15 protein-coding genes are annotated in these 17,316 nt (G+C 62.9%); 10 read left to right on the top strand and 5 right to left on the bottom strand.

Going from position 1 to position 17,316, the window contains the following annotated elements:
- Positions 1 to 117: 117 nt before the first annotated feature.
- A complete protein-coding gene (locus tag ACW5W7_RS06540) occupies positions 118 to 1,599 on the bottom strand; it encodes a L,D-transpeptidase family protein (protein WP_456501168.1) in 1,482 nt (493 codons plus the stop codon).
- A gap of 100 nt (positions 1,600 to 1,699) precedes the next feature.
- Positions 1,700 to 2,374, bottom strand: coding sequence for a substrate-binding periplasmic protein (locus ACW5W7_RS06535; protein ID WP_456501167.1), 675 nt, complete (start codon positions 2,372 to 2,374; stop codon positions 1,700 to 1,702).
- Between the two features lie 404 nt (positions 2,375 to 2,778).
- Between ACW5W7_RS06535 and ACW5W7_RS06530 the strand changes: the two genes are divergently transcribed.
- The 5 genes from ACW5W7_RS06530 to ACW5W7_RS06510 all read left to right on the top strand — a co-directional run bounded on the left by ACW5W7_RS06530 (position 2,779) and on the right by ACW5W7_RS06510 (position 8,259).
- On the top strand, positions 2,779 to 3,324 hold the full coding sequence (locus tag ACW5W7_RS06530) for a hypothetical protein (protein ID WP_456501166.1): 546 nt from the start codon (positions 2,779 to 2,781) through the stop codon (positions 3,322 to 3,324).
- A gap of 55 nt (positions 3,325 to 3,379) precedes the next feature.
- Complete coding sequence (locus tag ACW5W7_RS06525; RefSeq protein WP_456501165.1) at positions 3,380 to 4,405, top strand: glycosyltransferase family 2 protein; 1,026 nt, start codon at positions 3,380 to 3,382, stop codon at positions 4,403 to 4,405.
- Positions 4,402 to 4,773 (top strand): GtrA family protein, encoded by a 372-nt coding sequence (locus ACW5W7_RS06520; protein WP_349921397.1) that lies wholly within the window; start codon positions 4,402 to 4,404, stop codon positions 4,771 to 4,773. The genes ACW5W7_RS06525 and ACW5W7_RS06520 overlap by 4 nt, the downstream gene beginning before the upstream one ends.
- The gene (locus ACW5W7_RS06515) at positions 4,773 to 5,933 is read left to right on the top strand and encodes a hypothetical protein (RefSeq protein WP_456501164.1); all 1,161 of its coding nucleotides are present in this window, start codon (positions 4,773 to 4,775) and stop codon (positions 5,931 to 5,933) included. Before ACW5W7_RS06520 ends, ACW5W7_RS06515 begins: the two co-directional genes overlap by 1 nt.
- Before the next feature lie 214 nt (positions 5,934 to 6,147).
- On the top strand, positions 6,148 to 8,259 hold the full coding sequence (locus ACW5W7_RS06510; protein WP_456501163.1) for an alpha-amylase: 2,112 nt from the start codon (positions 6,148 to 6,150) through the stop codon (positions 8,257 to 8,259).
- A gap of 58 nt (positions 8,260 to 8,317) precedes the next feature.
- Here the strand turns inward: ACW5W7_RS06510 and ACW5W7_RS06505 are convergent, their stop codons facing one another.
- A complete protein-coding gene (locus ACW5W7_RS06505; RefSeq protein WP_456501162.1) occupies positions 8,318 to 8,944 on the bottom strand; it encodes a glutathione S-transferase in 627 nt (208 codons plus the stop codon).
- Positions 8,945 to 9,098: 154 nt separating this feature from the next.
- Here ACW5W7_RS06505 and ACW5W7_RS06500 point away from each other — a divergent pair, with 154 nt between their 5' ends.
- From ACW5W7_RS06500 to ACW5W7_RS06485, 4 genes are all read left to right on the top strand, one after another.
- Positions 9,099 to 9,743: a response regulator transcription factor gene (locus ACW5W7_RS06500; protein ID WP_349921393.1), complete on the top strand. Its 645-nt coding sequence runs from the start codon at positions 9,099 to 9,101 to the stop codon at positions 9,741 to 9,743.
- An 86-nt stretch (positions 9,744 to 9,829) separates the two neighbouring features.
- Positions 9,830 to 10,411, top strand: coding sequence for a TetR/AcrR family transcriptional regulator (locus ACW5W7_RS06495; RefSeq protein WP_456501161.1), 582 nt, complete (start codon positions 9,830 to 9,832; stop codon positions 10,409 to 10,411).
- 56 nt (positions 10,412 to 10,467) lie between these two features.
- The gene (locus ACW5W7_RS06490) at positions 10,468 to 11,319 is read left to right on the top strand and encodes an alpha/beta hydrolase (protein WP_456501160.1); all 852 of its coding nucleotides are present in this window, start codon (positions 10,468 to 10,470) and stop codon (positions 11,317 to 11,319) included.
- A gap of 125 nt (positions 11,320 to 11,444) precedes the next feature.
- Positions 11,445 to 12,590 (top strand): patatin-like phospholipase family protein, encoded by a 1,146-nt coding sequence (locus ACW5W7_RS06485; RefSeq protein ID WP_456501159.1) that lies wholly within the window; start codon positions 11,445 to 11,447, stop codon positions 12,588 to 12,590.
- Positions 12,591 to 12,600: 10 nt separating this feature from the next.
- Here ACW5W7_RS06485 and ACW5W7_RS06480 read toward each other — a convergent pair whose 3' ends face one another.
- On the bottom strand, positions 12,601 to 14,553 hold the full coding sequence (locus ACW5W7_RS06480) for a cation:proton antiporter domain-containing protein (protein WP_456501158.1): 1,953 nt from the start codon (positions 14,551 to 14,553) through the stop codon (positions 12,601 to 12,603).
- A 279-nt stretch (positions 14,554 to 14,832) separates the two neighbouring features.
- Here ACW5W7_RS06480 and ACW5W7_RS06475 point away from each other — a divergent pair, with 279 nt between their 5' ends.
- Positions 14,833 to 15,744 carry a GGDEF domain-containing protein gene (locus tag ACW5W7_RS06475; protein ID WP_456501157.1) on the top strand — a complete coding sequence of 304 codons (912 nt, stop codon included), beginning with the start codon at positions 14,833 to 14,835 and terminating at the stop codon, positions 15,742 to 15,744.
- Between the two features lie 163 nt (positions 15,745 to 15,907).
- On the opposite strand, the gene tilS is transcribed toward ACW5W7_RS06475, so the two are convergent.
- The gene (tilS, locus tag ACW5W7_RS06470) at positions 15,908 to 17,257 is read right to left on the bottom strand and encodes a tRNA lysidine(34) synthetase TilS (protein ID WP_456501156.1); all 1,350 of its coding nucleotides are present in this window, start codon (positions 17,255 to 17,257) and stop codon (positions 15,908 to 15,910) included.
- Positions 17,258 to 17,316: the final 59 nt, after the last annotated feature.

Below are 17,316 nucleotides of genomic sequence, written 5' to 3'. Positions count from 1 at the left end.
TTGATGAGTAATCTTGATGTTGACGCCTGAAATTACCCAGCGCTCCTCCCCATGTCAAACCACAATCGGCCATGAAAAAGCCCGGCACTGGCCGGGCTTTTCACTCTGTGGCTGAGATCACAACAGCCGGCTCTGGAAGCTGACTCGATCAAATCCGTAGATGTCGTTGCGCAGTTGCTGGCGCCCCTCGTCGTCGATCCAGCTGCTCCAGTAGACGGTAAACACCGGGATCGGGGTGGTCAGGGGCAGCCATTTGGTCTGGGTATCCTTCAAGATATTGGCAACCTTGTCCGGCTGATAGCGGGAATCGGTCAGCAGCAGCTCCGCCAGATCGTCCGCATGCTCCACCCGGATGCAACCCGAGCTGAAGGCGCGCGCCCCCTGCTCGAACAGGGACTTGCGCGGCGTCGAGTGCAGGTAGATGGCATCGTTGTTCGGCAGATAGAACTTGTAGCGACCGAGGGCGTTGTGATCGCCGGGCTTTTGCCGCAAGCGATAGGGGAAGCCGGAGGCCAGCGCATGGTGCCAGCCATCCTCGCTGAACTGCACCGGATTGCCCTCACCGTCGATCACCTCGAACTGCTCCCGATCCAGATAAGCCGGATCCCGTCCAAGTTTCGGCAGTATGTCCTTGCTCAGAATGGAGCGTGGCACGTGCCAGGCGGGATTGAGGACGATGGAGCGGATCTCGCTTGCGAGAATGGGGGTGGCCCGCTGCTCCTTGCCGACGATGACTCGGCTGGTGAACACCTCGTTGCCGGACTCCACCACGCTCAGGCGGTAATCCGGGATATTTACCAGCACGTAGCGGTTGGCAAGGTGATCCACCAGATCCCGGCGCCAGAGGTTGCGCAACAGCAGGCTGGCGCGCACCTGGGGCCCGGTATTGAGCCAGGAGCGGGTCTGGCGACCGATGATGCCGTCAGCGGTCAGGCCGTGGCGGCGCTGGAACTGCTTGATGGCGGCTTCGGTTGCGTCGTCGTAGATGACTTCATCATCGCTCGGGGCACCATCCCCCAGCGCATTGAGGATGGCGCGGATCTGGCCAAGCTCGGTCGAGCTCTCCCCTGCACGCAGGGTCGGTATGTCGAGGCTGGGCCACTGCCTGGCCATGGGCATGGCCAGCAACTTGCGCACCTCTTCACGCACCGCGTCGTACTCGGCTACCTGGGGTCTGAGCTGTTTGACCCGGTCCAGCAGATTGTCGCCTTCGGGCGCGTCGGTCAGGGGCTTGTTCAAATTGAGCTTCTGGGTCTGCATCTGCTCACGGGCGACCAGATCCATGGCGCGCCAGGCCTGCTGGAAGCGAGCCAGCTTGGCAAAGATCTCATCGTAGAGGGCACCGCGCTTGTCGCTCGGGGTCTTCTGCAACTGCTGCCAGAGCCGGTAGAAATCCGGATGCAACTGGGCAAGCACCGCCTCCTGCAGCTGGCTCTCCAGCTCCTGGCGTGCCTGCTCGGCCTCGCTATCCTGATACCAGTCGTGCTGAATGCCGGGGCTGGCCACCACGACCTGTTCCGTGTTGGCATGGGCCATCCCCGCCGGCCAGCAGCCGAGCCAGATAAGATTTGCCAATGCCAGCCAATGCTTCTTCCCCATGCTTACCTCAAATCGGTTCAATTTGGCCTGTCAGGCGCCGCGGTCAGGCACCCATGATGCGTGAATGGCAGTGACTTTGCCAGCGGGCGACAACCTGATGCTAACGGGCCAGGGCGTAGCGGCGCCATATCTGCCCATGCTCCGCACTCTGGCTGACGTCGCCAAGCGCCTGATCAAATCTCGCCACGAAATCAGCCGACAGGGTCTGCTTGCTCAGCATGAAATAGGTCGGCATCTCATAAACCGACATCCCGTGAGGACGGGTGCCCTTCTCCAGCCCCTCTCTCTTCAGACCCCAGGGGGTCGCCAGGCTATCCCCGAGAAACCCATCAATCCGCCGAAGCTGCAACTTGCGATAGTTTTGCGCATCATTGACGGCGCTCACCTGATGCCGGTAATCCTGCAGCAGGGCGGTCACCCCGCTCCCGTAGTAGAACTCCTTGGTGACTCCGAGCTGATGCCCCTTGGCCAGCCAGCGCCTCAGATCCGGTGTGTCATCCATGTCGGCACTGCGGACCCAGAGCCGGGTACGCCCAGGGTTGTAGGCCTTGGAGAACCAGGCATGGCGGGCCCTGTCCTCATAGAAGTAAGCCTCCATGGCGATGTCCAGCCGGCCCTGCTCCAGATCCTGCAACACCCGCTTCCAGGGACGCTCCACATAGGTCAGGCGACAGCCCAGCCTGGTGGCGATGGCATTGAGATACTCCACCGCAAAGCCGCGCAACTGCCGCTTGCCACCCTGCTGGTGATAATAGTGGTAAGGGGGGCCAGTCATCGAAACCGACCCGCAGGGGGGAAGAACAGAGGGATTGCGCCCACGGGAATGAAACCGGCAGACAACAGAGCAGACAAAGGAGGGGCAGTCTCATGAGTCATCCTTGACGACGAAGCGCGCTATCTTAGCGCTGCGGCGGTCAAATGACGACAGTTCCTGCCACAGCAATGAGCAAAATCAGTCAGTTGACTGATAATCTCTCAGCCATGTAAGCCCCCGGCATGACATGAGCAGAGGGCGAAGAGAGAGGTGCCATCCGTTTCCCTAATGGTATTTGGCGAGCAGGGTTATCGGGGTTAATATGTGAGCAAATATATTTTTGTGATCCACTATGCTTTTTTTGCAATTGGATTAGCATATGCGCGAAATCTGCCTACCCATCCGTCAGGCGTCGAGTGAGTAATATGACCTACAAAAAGTTCGGTTTTCTGGCAGCCATCATGGCACTGAGTGGCTTTTATCTTTATACCCTCTATCTGGCCGCTCACCCCAATGTGAGCCTGGCTTACAAGCTCTATTACCTGGAAGGCAAGACCCGCTTCTGGGAGCACAATTCCAGCATGACCTACCAGCCGGGCAACGAACTCAACCTGACCAAGCCGAGCCGCTTCCTCTCAAGCGAAGGCTGGGCCAAGAAACCGAGCGCCGAAGGGACCGAACTCAGTGGTCAGGGCGGCCTCTATTTCGTCCTGCCCAAGCAGCAGGCGCAACCGGAGCAACTCACCATCCAGGCGCGGATCAACAGCCCGGAAGCGGGGGCCTTGCTCAAGGTGGCCCTGGGCCACGATTTCACCACCACGGTCAAACTGGCCAAGGCGGGCATCAACGAGATCCGGCTCAGCCTGCCGGGGAACTCCCTGACCGCCGATCCCAAGCGCCCCAATTTCCTGGCTCTGTCTGCCCCGACGCCGCTCAACGTGCAGTCCGTGCGCCTGACCGTGGCACAGTGAAGACAAAAATCTAAAAATCAGCCGTTAAACGTGATTTTCTAATAAGGAAGTTCCCATGTCGCATGCCGATTTTCGACTCTCTCTGGTCGTGCCCGTTTATAACGAGGAAGAGAGCATAGACGCCTTCATCAGCGCGATAGATGACGAACTGGCCCCGCTCAAAGACCAGATTGAAATTGTCTTCGTCAACGATGGCAGCCGCGATCGTACCCGCGAGGTGGTCGAACAGGCCATCGCTCGCGACCCCCGCGTTACCCTGGTCAACCTGGCCCGCAACTTCGGCAAAGAAGCCGCCATGACCGCTGGCCTGCACGAGGCCAAGGGCGATGCCATCGTCCCCATGGACGTGGATCTGCAAGACCCCCCCGCCCTCATTCTGGAATTCGTCAAGCTGTGGCAGACCGGTGGCTATGACACCGTCTACGGCATCCGGGTGGATCGCAGCGCCGACACCCCGATGAAACGCCTCACCGCCGGCGGCTTCTACCGTTTCTTCAATGCGCTCTCCACCAGCACCAAGCTGCCGGAGAACGCCGGTGACTTCCGGCTGATCGACCGCAAGGTGGTCGAGGCCCTCAAGCTGCTGCCGGAGCGCAACCGCTTCATGAAGGGACTGTTTGCCTGGGCCGGTTTTCGCGCCGTGGGCGTGCCCTATGAGCGCCCTGCCCGCCACGCCGGTGAGACCAAGTTCAACTACTGGAAACTGTGGAACTTCGCCCTCGATGGCCTGATGAGCTTCTCCAGCTGGCCCCTGCGGGTATGGAGCTATGTGGGGGTCGGTGTCTCCTTCATCGCCTTCCTCTACATCCTCAAGATCCTGGCCCAGGTGCTGTTCTTCGGCATCGACGTCCCCGGTTACGCCTCCCTGATGTCGGTGATGCTGTTCCTCGGCGGCATCCAGCTGCTCTCCCTTGGCATCATCGGCGAATACATTGGCCGCATGTTCGTCGAGGTGAAGCAGCGCCCTGTCTACCTCATCGAGGGCATCTACGGCCAGTACGCCAAAGACAAACAAGCGGATGCAGGCAAACCACAGGATGGCGCCGAGCAGCAGGACAAGCAGGAGCCGACGCCTCAATGATCTCCCGTGAGGAATTCTGGCGTCTGGTTCGCTTCGGTTTCGTCGGCGGGGGGGCTACCCTCGTCGATCTGGGCACCTCGTTCGCGCTGTTTCACAACTGGCCGGATATTTCCGAACACCTGGTGACCACCCTCGCCTTCGGGGTGGCCTTCTGGTTCTCCTTCTTCGGCCATCGCTACATCACCTTCCAGAAGCAAGGGGCGGCCGGCAAGTTCCTGCTGGTGGCGCTCTTCTCCCTGGCGGTGCGCAACCTGCTCCTGAGCGGCCTGCTGTTTGCCGGCCTCTCCGGCCTGCTGCCCGTGGTCATCGCCACCCTGGCCGTGACCATACTCACCTACCTTCTCTCTCGCGTCTGGGTATTTGCCTGATGAATGACATGACAACACCCGTTCCCGCCGCCGCGGGACCCTATCGTCCGTCCCTGGCCATCAGCAGCCGCGACTGGCTGATCATCATCGCCGCCTTCGTACTGAGCCGGGCCGCCCTCTACGGCATGGGCTACTTCGGCGTCCAGCTCTACGGCGCCCCCGGCATAGGTCCGCTGCAGGCTTACTGCCAGTTCGACTGCGTCTGGTTCCAGCGCATCATCGAAAACGGCTACGACCTCTACCCTCGCTGGCTCAGCAAGGGCAATGCGGCGAACTGGGCCTTCATGCCCCTCTACCCCATGCTGTCCGGTGGTCTCTCCAACCTGCTCAACGTCGAGAGCCTGATCGGCCTGATGCTGGTGACCAACATCGCCTTCTTCTTCTCCCTGCCGGCCATGCTGCTGGTGCTGCGCCAGCTCAAGCTGGGGGATGATACCGCCCGTTTCGGGGTCTGGCTGCTGGCCTTCTCCCCCTTCTCCGCCTACTTCGTCTCCGGGTACGGCGAGTCCATGTTCATGCTCTTCATGCTGCTCATGTTCCTGTTCGCCTACCGTGAGCAGTGGCTGCTGGTCGGCGTCATCGGCATCTTCATCTCCAGCACCCGCAACCTCGGGGTGATGATGGTGTTCCCGGTGCTGATCCTGGCACTGCAGGCCTATGGCTGGCGCGAATTCTTCCGCTTCACCGAGCGGGCCTTCAAGGTGGTGTTCAGCATCTGGCTCATCCCGCTTGGCCTCTTCTCCTACATGGTCTTCCTGTATCACCTTACCGGGGATGCCTTCGCCTTCAAGCACATCCAGGTGGCCTGGGGCCGCTACATGGACAGCCCGCTGGACTGGTGGCTGAGCGGGTTCGAGCTCGGTGGTCGCAAGGCCTACCTCTCCATCATGGTGATCTTCGGCTGGTGTCTGAACCTCTACCTGTTCAGCCAGAAGCGCTGGGCCGAGGCGACCCTGATGTTCATCTGCTGCACCATACCGCTGATGACCGGGCTCAACGCCATGCCCCGCTACATGTTCGGTCTCTACCCGACCCTGCTGGCCATCATCTTGCTGACCCACCGCTGGCCCGCCCTGCGCCCGGCGGTACTCTGCGTCAGCGGCATGGTCGCCTCCTTCATCGCGGTGGCCTTCGTCAACTTCAAGTTCTTTACCGTCTGACGAAAACCTTGCTCAAACAATGCCGGTCCATGGACCGGCATTTTTTATGGCTGCCATCTTTGGGCAGGCATCACAGTTTCCCGAGCTTGAAAACGTAACCATTTGAACTCACCTCACAAATCGGGATTTTCCCGATCCAGCCCCTCCCCTCGGCCCCCTAGAATGAGCGCTCAACGGAATTTCATTCGCTCACTCTCAGCTCAAGGAATGGCTTATGCGTCTCGCCCCTCGCCCCTCGCCCCTCTGGCTCGCCCTGCTGGCTGCCCCCCTGTTTGCCAGTCAGGCTCTGGCGGCTTCACCAGTGCAGCTCTATGTGGATGGCAAGCCGGTCGCCGGGGAACTGGCGCTGGACAAGGGTGCCGTCAGCCTGACCCACAAGCTCGACAAGGGCAGCCACCAGATCCGCATCGGCGATGCCGCCAACAGTTGCGGCACCAGCTTTGGCCCGAGCGAAAACAAAGCGCTCCCCTTTGGCACCGCCCAACCCATGGACAAGTGCGCCAAGGAGAACAGCTTCACCCTGCGGGTCATGCTGGCGGGAGACTACGAGTTCACCTTCAACCCGGATACCCCCAGCCTCAAGGTGCTCAGAGCCACCAAGAAGAGCGAATTCAAGCGTCAGCCACCGGAGGAGCCCTGCATCGCCTGGGACGGCAGCCCGGTCACTGTCTCATTGAAAGGGGTCTGGCCCGATGGCACCCGGTTGCGGGATGCGTATTCAAAACAGGAGGCCGTGGTCAAGGGTGGCAAGCTCACCCTGACCCCGAGCGCCGAGAGCGGCGGTTTGCTGCTGCTCGAACCGGTGGCGGCGGCCAAGGCCGAACCCTTCAACTGGGATCAGGCCAGCGTCTATTTCCTGCTGACCGACCGCTTCCACAACGGGGATCCCAGCAATGATCACAGCTTCGGCCGCCAGAAGGATGGCCAGGATGAGGTCGCCACCTGGCACGGCGGCGACTTCAAGGGGTTGACCGAGAAGCTCGACTACATCAAGAGCCTCGGCATGAACGCCATCTGGATCACCCCCATGGTGGAGCAGGTACACGGCTTCATCGGCGGCGGCGAGCAGGGCAACTTCCCCTTCTACGCCTACCACGGCTACTGGGCGCTGGACTTCACCAAAATCGACCCCAACTATGGCGACGAGGAGAGCCTCAGGACGCTGGTGGATGAGGCTCACAAGCGTGGCATGCGCATCATCCTCGACGTGGTGATGAACCACGCCGGTTATGCCACCCTGGCGGACTTGCAGGATCTCGGCCTCACCGACCTTGCCCAGAACACCGGCAAACTCCCCGCCCGCTGGAACGACTGGCGCCCGAGCGGCGGCCTCAACTGGCATGGCTACAACCAGTTCATCGACTATCAATCGAATGACTGGAACAAGTGGTGGGGCCCGGACTGGGTGCGGGCCGGTCTGCCCGGCTATCCCCAACCCGGTACAGACGATGTGACGGGCACGGTGGCGGGCCTGCCGGACTTCCTGACCGAGTCGACCAGGCCGGTGGGGCTGCCGCCGCTGCTGGCGGCCAAAAAAGACACCGGCGCCAAGGCGCTGCCCGATGCCAGCGTGAGCGACTACCTCATCGCCTGGCACACCGACTGGGTGCGCCGCTTTGGCATCGACGGCTTCCGGGCCGATACCGTCAAGCACCTGGAGCCGGCGGTCTGGGCCAAACTCAAGCAGGCAGGCACGGCGGCCCTTCAAGAGTGGAAGGCGGCCAACCCCACCAAGGCCCTCGACAATCTGCCCTTCTACATGGTGGGGGAAGTGTGGGATCACGGGGTCTCCAAGGACTTCTGGTACCAGAACGGCTTCGATTCCCTGATCAACTTTGACTATCAGCGCGAGTTCGCCCTGCCCCAGGCCCAGTGCCTGGCAGGCGCCGAGCCCACCTACGCCAGCTACGCCAGCCGCATCAATCAGGATCCGGAGTTCAACGTGCTGAGCTACATCAGCTCCCACGACACCAAACTGTTCTTCGGCGACTATCAGGACGTGCCGTTGCAGCGGCGGGTCGCCAGCAGCTTCATGCTGCTGCCGGGCGGCATCCAGCTCTACTACGGGGATGAGTCCGGTCGCGGGCTGGCCAAGGATGGAGGCGTGTTCGATCAGGCCCTGCGCTCCGACATGAACTGGCAGGAGCTGGCGAGCGGCGACAAGGCGGAGCTGGTCAAGCACTGGCAGCGCCTCGGTCAGTTCCGCGCTGCCCACCCGGCGGTTGCGGCAGGCAGCCACAAGAAGATCTCGGATGCCCCCTACAGCTTCGTGCGCGAAAAAGGGGCCGACAAGGTGGTGGTGCTCTTCGCGGGCCGGGCCAAATAGTCGACACTCGCAACCATGAAAAAAGGGGAGCCATCGGCTCCCCTTTTTTATGCTGCCATCACAACGATTGGCGGGATTTTGCAGGCCATTGCAGCCGCGCCTTGACCAAGGTCTCCTGCCACAGGGGCCAGGCCAGCAGGGCCTGCTGATAGGTACCGGCCTGGCCGGGCAGCCCGATGCCGTAGCTCGCCAACCGATAGGCCATCACCGCATAGAAGGCATCGATGATCCCCGCCTCGCCAAAGTAGAAGTCACCCCTCGCCTGGGACCAGATGGTCTGCAGCCGGGCCAGCTCGACGAGCACCTCCACCGGTGGTTCACTCTGGGTTGGCGCTCCCAGGAAAAACGGCAGGCGGCTGCGGATCTGGCCAAAGCCCGCATGCAGCTCGGCGCACAGGCTGCGGGCCAGAGCCCGCTCGGCCACGCTCACCGGATAGAGGGGGCGTTCTGGACAGCGTTCATGCAGGTACTCGGCGATGGCGAGGGAGTCGTGAATGCGCAGCTCACCGTCATCGAGCCAGGGCACCAGCCCGGTCGGCGAGACCCGCTTCAGCCGCGCCACCTCCCTGGCGTCTTCCAGATCGAACACCTGCTCCTGCCAGGCCAGTCCGCTCAGACCGAGCACCATGGACGCGCGCATCGCCCAGGTGGAACCCGTACCTACCGTCAAAACCAGGGATCCCATGTTTGCCTCCTGCTTGGGTTATGGATGAGCGCGTGCGCCCCGCGGGCACGACATCTCACGGTCGTCTCACATTTGCGCGTATGCGGGTTTGACCCCATATGGGCAGGGTGCTAGTTTGATTTTTCAAAACAAACAGTTAGCCATGATGTGAGCAATGGACAGCCAATTTACCATCTGCATCGCAGATGACCACCCCCTGTTTCGGGGCGCACTCTATCAAGCGGTGCACCTGGCCATCGACGATGCCCAACTGCTGGAAGCCGACTCCATCGACAGCCTGACCCACCTGCTGGGGGATCACCCCGAGGTGGATCTGTTGCTGCTCGATCTCAAGATGCCGGGGGCCAATGGTTTCGAGGGACTCGCCTATCTGCGCGGCCAATACCCGGATCTGCCCGTGGTGGTGGTCTCCGCCTCCGAGGATCCCGCCATCATCAACCAGGTGCTGCGCCTCGGTGCCCTCGGTTTCATCCCCAAGTCCGTGCCCATGAAGGAGCTGGTCAGCGCCCTCAATACGGTGATCGGTGGCGATAACTGGGTGCCGGAGGGGATCTCCCTGCAGCCCGAGCCCGTCGACGGCTCCGATCTCGCCAGCAGGCTCGCCAGCCTCACGCCCCAGCAGTACAAGGTGCTGATCATGTTGCGAGACGGCAGCCTCAACAAGCAGATCGCCTGGGAGCTCAACGTCTCCGAGGCCACCATCAAGGCCCATATCACCGCCATCTTCAGGAAGCTCGGGGTCAAGAATCGCACCCAGGCGGTCATCGCATTGCAGCAGTTGGGGATCAAGGACGACTGAGACTGACCGGGTCCATGACCTGGATTCCTCCGCTCGACAAATAGTACGGTCGTACTTTATGCTGCCAGCGACAGCGAGGAGAGATCATGAGCAAGGGCCGACTGACCCGGGAAAACATTTTGCAGACCGCCTTCGAGCAAGCCAGCCTGCAAGGGCTGGAGAGCCTGACCATAGGGTCGCTGGCCAGTGCCTGCGAGATGTCAAAGAGCGGCCTGTTCGCCCACTTCCAGTCCAGGGACAACCTGCAGATCGCCGTGCTCACCTACTCCGCCGAGGTATTCAGGGAGCGGGTGATCCAGCCGGTGCGCCGTCAGCACCATCAGACCCAGCAGAGCAAGCTGGTGGCCCTGTTGCAGGCTTGGCTCGCCTGGAACCAAAGCTTCGCAGGCCGCTGCATGTTCCTCGACGCCTGGACCTCGGCCCAGGAGGGAGCCGTTCAACAGGCGGCCCGCCAGCTGGTACGCTTCTGGCTCGACTACCTGGCCCGCCAGGTGGTACAGGGTCAAGCCTGCGGTGAGTGGCGCGCGGATCTCGATCCCTGGCGTGCCGTCTACCGGCTCTATGGCCTCTATCTCGGGGATCAGGTGTTCAATGCCCTGGATTTGTGTCAGGATCCCGCCAGCCACTTCTGGCCCGAGGTGGAAAATCTGCTGATGAGCTGGCGCTAGTTTTTAAAAACCCACAAAAAGCACGACCGTTCGCACATAAAAACCACAGGATGACCATGAGCAGCAAAATCTACTTCAACACCCGCCGCTTCAGCCCGAGCAAGCTGTTGCTGGGGCTGGGCACCCGCTTGCACCACGTGCTGGCTCCCGCTCACGCCCGCCGTACCGCCAGCAAGCTGCTGCTCACCCCGCAGCGGGCCGGTCGCGATGCCACGGCCCCAAATGGCCTGGTGCAACAAGCAGTGCACACCAGCGAGGGCACCCTGATGAGCTACCGCCTCGGTCAGGGTCCGGTCTGGCTGCTGATGCACGGCTGGTCCGGCAGCGCCAGCCAGTTCTACCCCCTGATGAGCCACATCGCCGCCCAGGGGTTCACCGCCCTGGCCTACGATCATCCCGCCCACGGCCAGAGCGAGGGCCACACCGGCCATCTGCCCCGCTTCGTGCGCGCCTTCGATGAGCTGATCGAACGCTTCGGCCCCATCGAGGGGGTCATCACCCACAGCATGGGGGGCGCCGTCACGCTGGCAAGCCGCCACCCGGCCCTCGACCCCCTGCCGCTGCTGCTCATCTCCCCTGTGCTCGATTACGTGCCCCAGCTCTACGGCATGGTGGCCCGCTCCGGTTACTCCATCCGGCTGTTTGATGCGGTGGTCAAGGAGATAGAACTTGAGTACCAGCACCCTCTCAGCACCGTGGATCCCATGGGCAGGCTGGCCGATCGCGACGGGGTTGCTCTCATCGTCCACGACGAGGAGGACAGGTTCGCCCCCCATGGGGATTCGCTGCGGGCGGCCGAGGACGGGCACTGCCGGCTGGTGAGCACCCGGGGGCTCGGCCATGGCCGCATCCTCGCCAGTCCCCCGGTGTTTGCAGCCTTTGACGAGCTGAGCCAGGCCCGCGCCTAGGGCTGGTCCCGGCCCGGCAATGGGCCGTCAGCCCTGTCGTAAAAAATGATATGTCGGCCCATTTTTATATTTGATACAGCGTCTTATAGTTAAATCGTGCGGTGGCAACGATAAGGCGCAATCCCATGGCCAGACCCAACACAGCTCTTCTGTTGACCGGTGGTGGTGCTCGCGCCGCCTATCAGGTGGGTGTCCTCAAGGCGGTGGCCGAGCTCTACCCCCGCAACATCGGCATCCCCTTCCCCATCCTGTGCGGCACCTCGGCGGGTGCCCTCAACGTCACGGCACTGGCCTGCTACGCCTCCTGTTTCCATCTGGGGGTGCGCAAGCTGGAGTGGGTCTGGCGCCGCTTCGAGACCCACCACATCTTCGACTTCCACCCCTGCCAGCTGCTGTGGCGCACCCTCTACCAGGGGTCTGCCGGTCTCATCAGCGCGGACAACAACCGCGCCTTCCACCTGTTTGACAACGCCCCATTGCGCCGCCTGCTGGAGCAGGTCATCGACTATCACCGCATCGATGACAACATCCTCTACGGCAGCCTGGAGGCCATCGCCATCACCGCCTCTGACTACGATGACGGCCTCTCCACCACCTTCTTCCAGGGCCGCGCAGAGCATCAACCCTGGGAGCGGGCCAGACGGCGCGGCCTGCGTACCCTGCTCACCTCGGATCACCTGCTCGCCTCCGCCGCCCTGCCCTTCGTCTTCCCGGCCACCCGCATCGGCGAGCGTTTCTACGGGGATGGTTCCATCCACCAGCTGAGCCCGCTGAGCCCTGCCATCCATCTGGGGGCGGAGCGGATCCTGCTGGTGACCCTCGACAGTCCGGGCCAGATCAATCAGGCGCCCCGTCAGGGCCATCTGACCAGCTCCAACATCGCGGGCCATCTGCTCAACACCGTCTTCTCCGACACCCTCAACTCGGATCTGGAGCGGCTCGGGCGCATCAACCAGACCCTCTCCCTCATTCCTGAGCGGGAGCGCAATCGCCTCAAGCTGCGTCAGGTGGAGACCTGCGTCATCCGCCCGAGCCAGGATCTGGATCTTGTCGCCCTCGACTATCTGCACAAGTTGCCGACCCAATTGCGCCGCCTGCTGCGGGTGCTCGGCGTAAATGGCCACGAGAGCAGCAGCCTGGCCAGCTTCCTGATGTTCTATCCGGGTTATTGTCAGCAGTTGATCCAGCTTGGCTATCAGGATGCCCTGAACGAGCGCCAGCGGATCGAGGCCTTCCTGGACATCGAAGAGCCGGCGCGAGAGGAGGCTTGAGGGGCCTCCTCTAGCGTCCCTCCAGCAGGCGCTGCTCGGCCTGCTCCATGGCCACCGCGTTGCCAAACAGCACCAGCCTGTCCCCTGCCGCCAGCCTGAGCTCGGCTCTGGGCTCCAGGCTCAGATCCCCGCGATGGATGGCCTTGACCCTCACCTCCACCAGAGAGAGCTCTCCCAGACTGCGTCCCACCGCCCAGGCCTGATCGTGCAGCAATACCGGATGCAGACGCTCCAGCAGCTGATCCGTCTCCAGGTCGCTGGCGCTCTGATCCCCCCAGTAGAAGCCGTGCAGGAAGCGATACTGGCTGCTGCGCTCATGCTCCATGCGCCGGATCACCCGGCCGATAGGGATGTCGCAGTTGACCAGCAGGTGAGAGACCAGCATCAGGGCCCCCTCCTGGGACTCCGGGATCACCTCGAAGGCCCCCGCCTGCTTGTAGTGTTCGAGGAAGCTGTCATCCCGGGTGCGCACCAGCACCTTGACTCCGCTCGCCAGCTCCCGGATCAGGGTCAGCATGGCATCGACCCGCTTGCGATCATCGAAGGTGATGATCACCAGCCGCGCCCGCATGAGCCCGGCCGCCAGCAAGATGTCCCGACGACTGGCATCCCCGAATGCCACCTGCTCCCCCGCAAGCTTGGCCTCGCTCACCCGCTCGGGGTCGAGATCCAGTGCGAGGAAGGGCAGCTCCTCGAGTTTCAGGAAGCGGGCACAGGTCTGGCCGGTGCGACCAAACCCGGCGATGATGACGTGCTGATGCTTGCCAAGGCCCGAGATGGCGACTTCGGCGCGCGAGAGCAGGACAGTGTCGGTAAAACTGTGGGCCAGCCCTTGCGCCTTTTGCACCAGCCAGGGGGTCAGGGCAATGGAGCAAACCCCGATCCCGATGAGCAAGGAGACCTGCCCGTGGCCGAGCAGGCCGTGGTGGCTCGCCAGCGCCAGCAGCACGAAGCCAAACTCCCCGACCTGGCTCAGCATGATGCCCGCCGCCATGGCGTCCCGTTTGCGCTCCCCCATCAGCCGACCCGCCAGCAAGACCAGCAGGGACTTGAACAGGATGAGGCCGAGCACACTCAGCGCAACCTGCCACCAGGCAGCGGCCACCAGCAACCAGTCCATGGTCATGCCGATGGTGATGAAGAAGAGACCCATCAAGATGTCCCGAAACGGCTTGATGTCCACCTCCAGCTGATGGCGATAGTGGGACTCGCCCAGCATCATGCCCGCCAGGAAGGCGCCAAGCGCCATGGAGAGCCCCATCCACTGGGTGAGGGAGGCCGCCAGCAGTGCCACCAGCAGGGCGCAGAGCACGAACAGCTCGTCGGAGCGGGCCCGCGCCACCTCGTGAAACACCAGCGGCAGCAGCCACTTGCCCACCGCCAGCAGGGTGAAGAGAGCGAGCAGGCCCTTCAACGAGGCCCAGGCGATCTCCGCCAACAGGGCGCTGCCCTGCACCTCCGGCTGGGCGAGGATGGGGATCATCACCAGCAGCGGCACCACGGCGAGATCCTGGAACAAGAGCACGCTCACCCCGAGCTGGGCACGCCGGGTGTGCAGTTGTTTTAGCTCCCCGAGCTGCTTGATCACCACGGCGGTGGAAGAGAGCGCCAGCGTTCCCGCCACTACCAACGCCTGGGACAGGGTCAGCCCCCACCACCAGGCCAGTGCGAAGAAGAGCGTCGTCGTGAAGAGCACCTGCAGGCCGCCGACCCCGAGCACCAGCTTGCGCATGGCGACCAGCTTGGGCAGCGAGAACTCGAGGCCGAGGGAGAACATCAAAAAGACGATGCCCAGCTCCCCTATGGTCTGCATCATGGCCTGACCCGTGATGATGGCGGCGCCATGGGGGCCGAGCAACATGCCGGCGAACAGATAGGCGAGGATCACCGGCTGGCCGAGACGCCGAAACAGCGCCACCAGCAGGACGGCGAAAAACAGCAGGATCAGCAGGTCTGCATACACTCAGGCCTCCATTCTATCTACCAACCAATACCCAGGCAGCACAACGCGCGACCTCTTGACGCCCCGAGTACGGACACCCGGACGGGAGGCGGACAATCCCCTTGTCCCCGGCGGGGATCCCGGCGGCCAGCGCCTTTCTCCAAGGATCCCGCCGCCAGCCGGGCGACGTCCATCCTCCGTTTTTACTCCCCCTGTGCTTCGTTAAGCCTAGCCAGCCGACTTTTTCCCATCGGACATATTTTCGGCACAGGGATTGCTAGAAAAGGGCATGCAAATAGGATGTTCAAGGGTTGCAGCGTGGAAAACACATCGTCATTGAATGGCTTCGGACAGGGTGTCGAGCAGTGGGTACAGCGGTTGGAGCGGCTTCAACCGCCCTCTGTCATGGACAACCATCAGCTGATCGACCTGCTGCTGGCGCAACGGGATCTTGACGCCCTGCTGACAGTTTTTGCCGAGCGGGCGGCAACCCTTGTCCCCATCCACAGCCTGCATGTCGATTGCGGCCAGTCTCGCGCCCTCATCTCCCATCCTCCGCGGGCTGGCCAGACGCTGCACAGCTATCGCTTCGAGCTGCGCGGCCAGCACGAGCAGCGCCTCTGCCTGCTGCAATACGAGCTGGAACGTCCCATCAGCGGGGAGCAGCAACGCCAGCTGCGTCAGTGTCACCAACTGCTCTCCCTCCCCTTGCCCCTCTATCTGCGTCTCGACGCACTGGAGCAACAGGTACGCCTCGATCACCTGACCGGGCTTGGCAATCGCTCCTATTTCGACGAGGTGATAGGTCGGGCGGTGGAGCAGCACTGCCGCGAGCCCCACGGCCTGGTTCTGGTGCTGCTGGATCTCGATCGCTTCAAGTTGATCAACGACACCTGGGGTCATCCGGTGGGGGATCTGGTGCTGAGTCGCTTCGCCCAACTGCTGCAAGGCTGCATTCGCAGCACGGATCAGGCGTTTCGTCTCGGGGGGGACGAGTTCGCCCTCTTGCTGCAGCCTGCCGATCCCGAAGCCTGGCGCCCGGTCTGGCTGCGTTTGCAGCACGTGCTGCACAGTCACAAGGAGCTCAGCGCCTTCGCGGTAGGATGCAGTCTGGGGGCTGCCAGCTGGCACTCGGGGCTGGATGTGCAGAGCCTGTATGAGGCGGCGGATGCTCACCTCTATGCCCGCAAGAAGGCCGGCATCACCGACTGATTTGATGGAGGCGGCTACCCGACTCCACGCCCGCAAGAAGGCGCGTGCGTATGTCTTCCTCTACGCTCGCAGGCAGGCATCACCAATAGCGGTTTCGTCAGTATCGAGGGAGCATGCCGACGGTCAGCCCGCCCGCTGCCTATCTGAAAACCCGCCCAAGCCCCTATGCATTGTCGGGCAGGATCCTGGCTTGCCAATGCCAGGCAAGGCCCCCATCGGTCGCCAGAAAACCGTCACAGATGAAAAGATCCCCCACCGCTGCCACCTGCTCGCCGTAGTAGAGGATGGGAATGCGCCCCCGTTGCCAGGAGGGTACCCCATACTCCTGCAACAGTTTTTTCAAACGCCGACTGCCCCCGCGACCCACTGGCTTGAGCATGCTGCCCGCCGCCACCTGGAAGCGCACCGACAGCGGCTCGTCCGCTCGCGGTGCTCGCAGTCTCTCCCCCTCAGCGTCACTGGCAGCCTGGGGTCGCAGGCTGCAGAGTCCCAGCCCATCCGGCAATGACAGCGTCTCCCCCACCGTCAGGGGGAGCATCTCGTGGCGAGGGGCCAGTTCGGGCCTGACCAGATGGAGGACGCCCTGGTAACGGCGACACTCCATCTGCTTCAACGAGAGGCGCGGGTTGGCATCCTCCCGCGCCAGCGCCACCTCCAGCCAGAGCAGGGCGAGCAGATCCCGCGCCGGCATCTCTCCCCCCTGGCGGCGGATCCAGTAACGCAGCAGGTTATTGCGCCTGGCCTGAGACAACCCCTGTAGCGGGGTGATGCGCAGTCCCTCCCCCTCTGCCGCCTGTTGCCAGTCCGCCTGCGCCAGCTCGTCGATTAACGCCTCCTGCTCGGCGCAGATGGCCATGCTGCGCGCCGCCGTCTGGGCCATGGCGGGCCAGCGCGCCTTGAGTTGGGGGATCAGTTGCTGGCGCAGGAAGTTGCGATCGTACTCCGTGTCCTGATTGCTCTCATCTTCCACCCAGCCATACGGCAGGGTGGCGGCGCACTCCGCCAGCTCGGCCCGGCTCACGTCCAGCAGGGGACGCAGCAACAGGCCACCCGCAAAGGACTGGCTCGGCACCATGCCCGCCAAGCCTCGCAGGCCGGCCCCACGCTTGAGGGCCAGCAGCAGGGTCTCCAGCTGATCGTCCTGATGATGGGCGCTGAGCAACCACCCCCCCTCCTCCAGTCGGGCGGCGAGACGGGCGTAGCGCGCCGTACGGGCCTGGGCCTCCAGGCTCTCGCCGTTGCCCCTGACCAGTTGCACCCGCTCGACCATGAGGGGTACCGCCAGTTGCTGACACACCCCTTCACAGTGGCGCACCCAGTCGTTCGCATGGGGGCTCAGGCCGTGATGGACGTGCAGGGCCCGCACCGGCAGCCCTTGCTCCCTGGCATAGCGCACAGCCAGCACCAGCAGCACGGTGGAGTCGAGCCCGCCGCTGAAGGCCACCAGCAAACCGCTGGAACCTTCGGGCGCGGGCAGAGTCTGACAAAAGCGAGAATAGATACGAGAAATCATTGGCTTCCCCAAAATGGTCGGGCCGATCTTAGCAGAGTCGGACTTATCAAGCGCTAACC

The organism is Aeromonas intestinalis (genome assembly GCF_054052485.1).
Note: the sequence above shows the minus strand (reverse complement) of the source record. Positions and strands in the feature narration are given on the sequence as shown.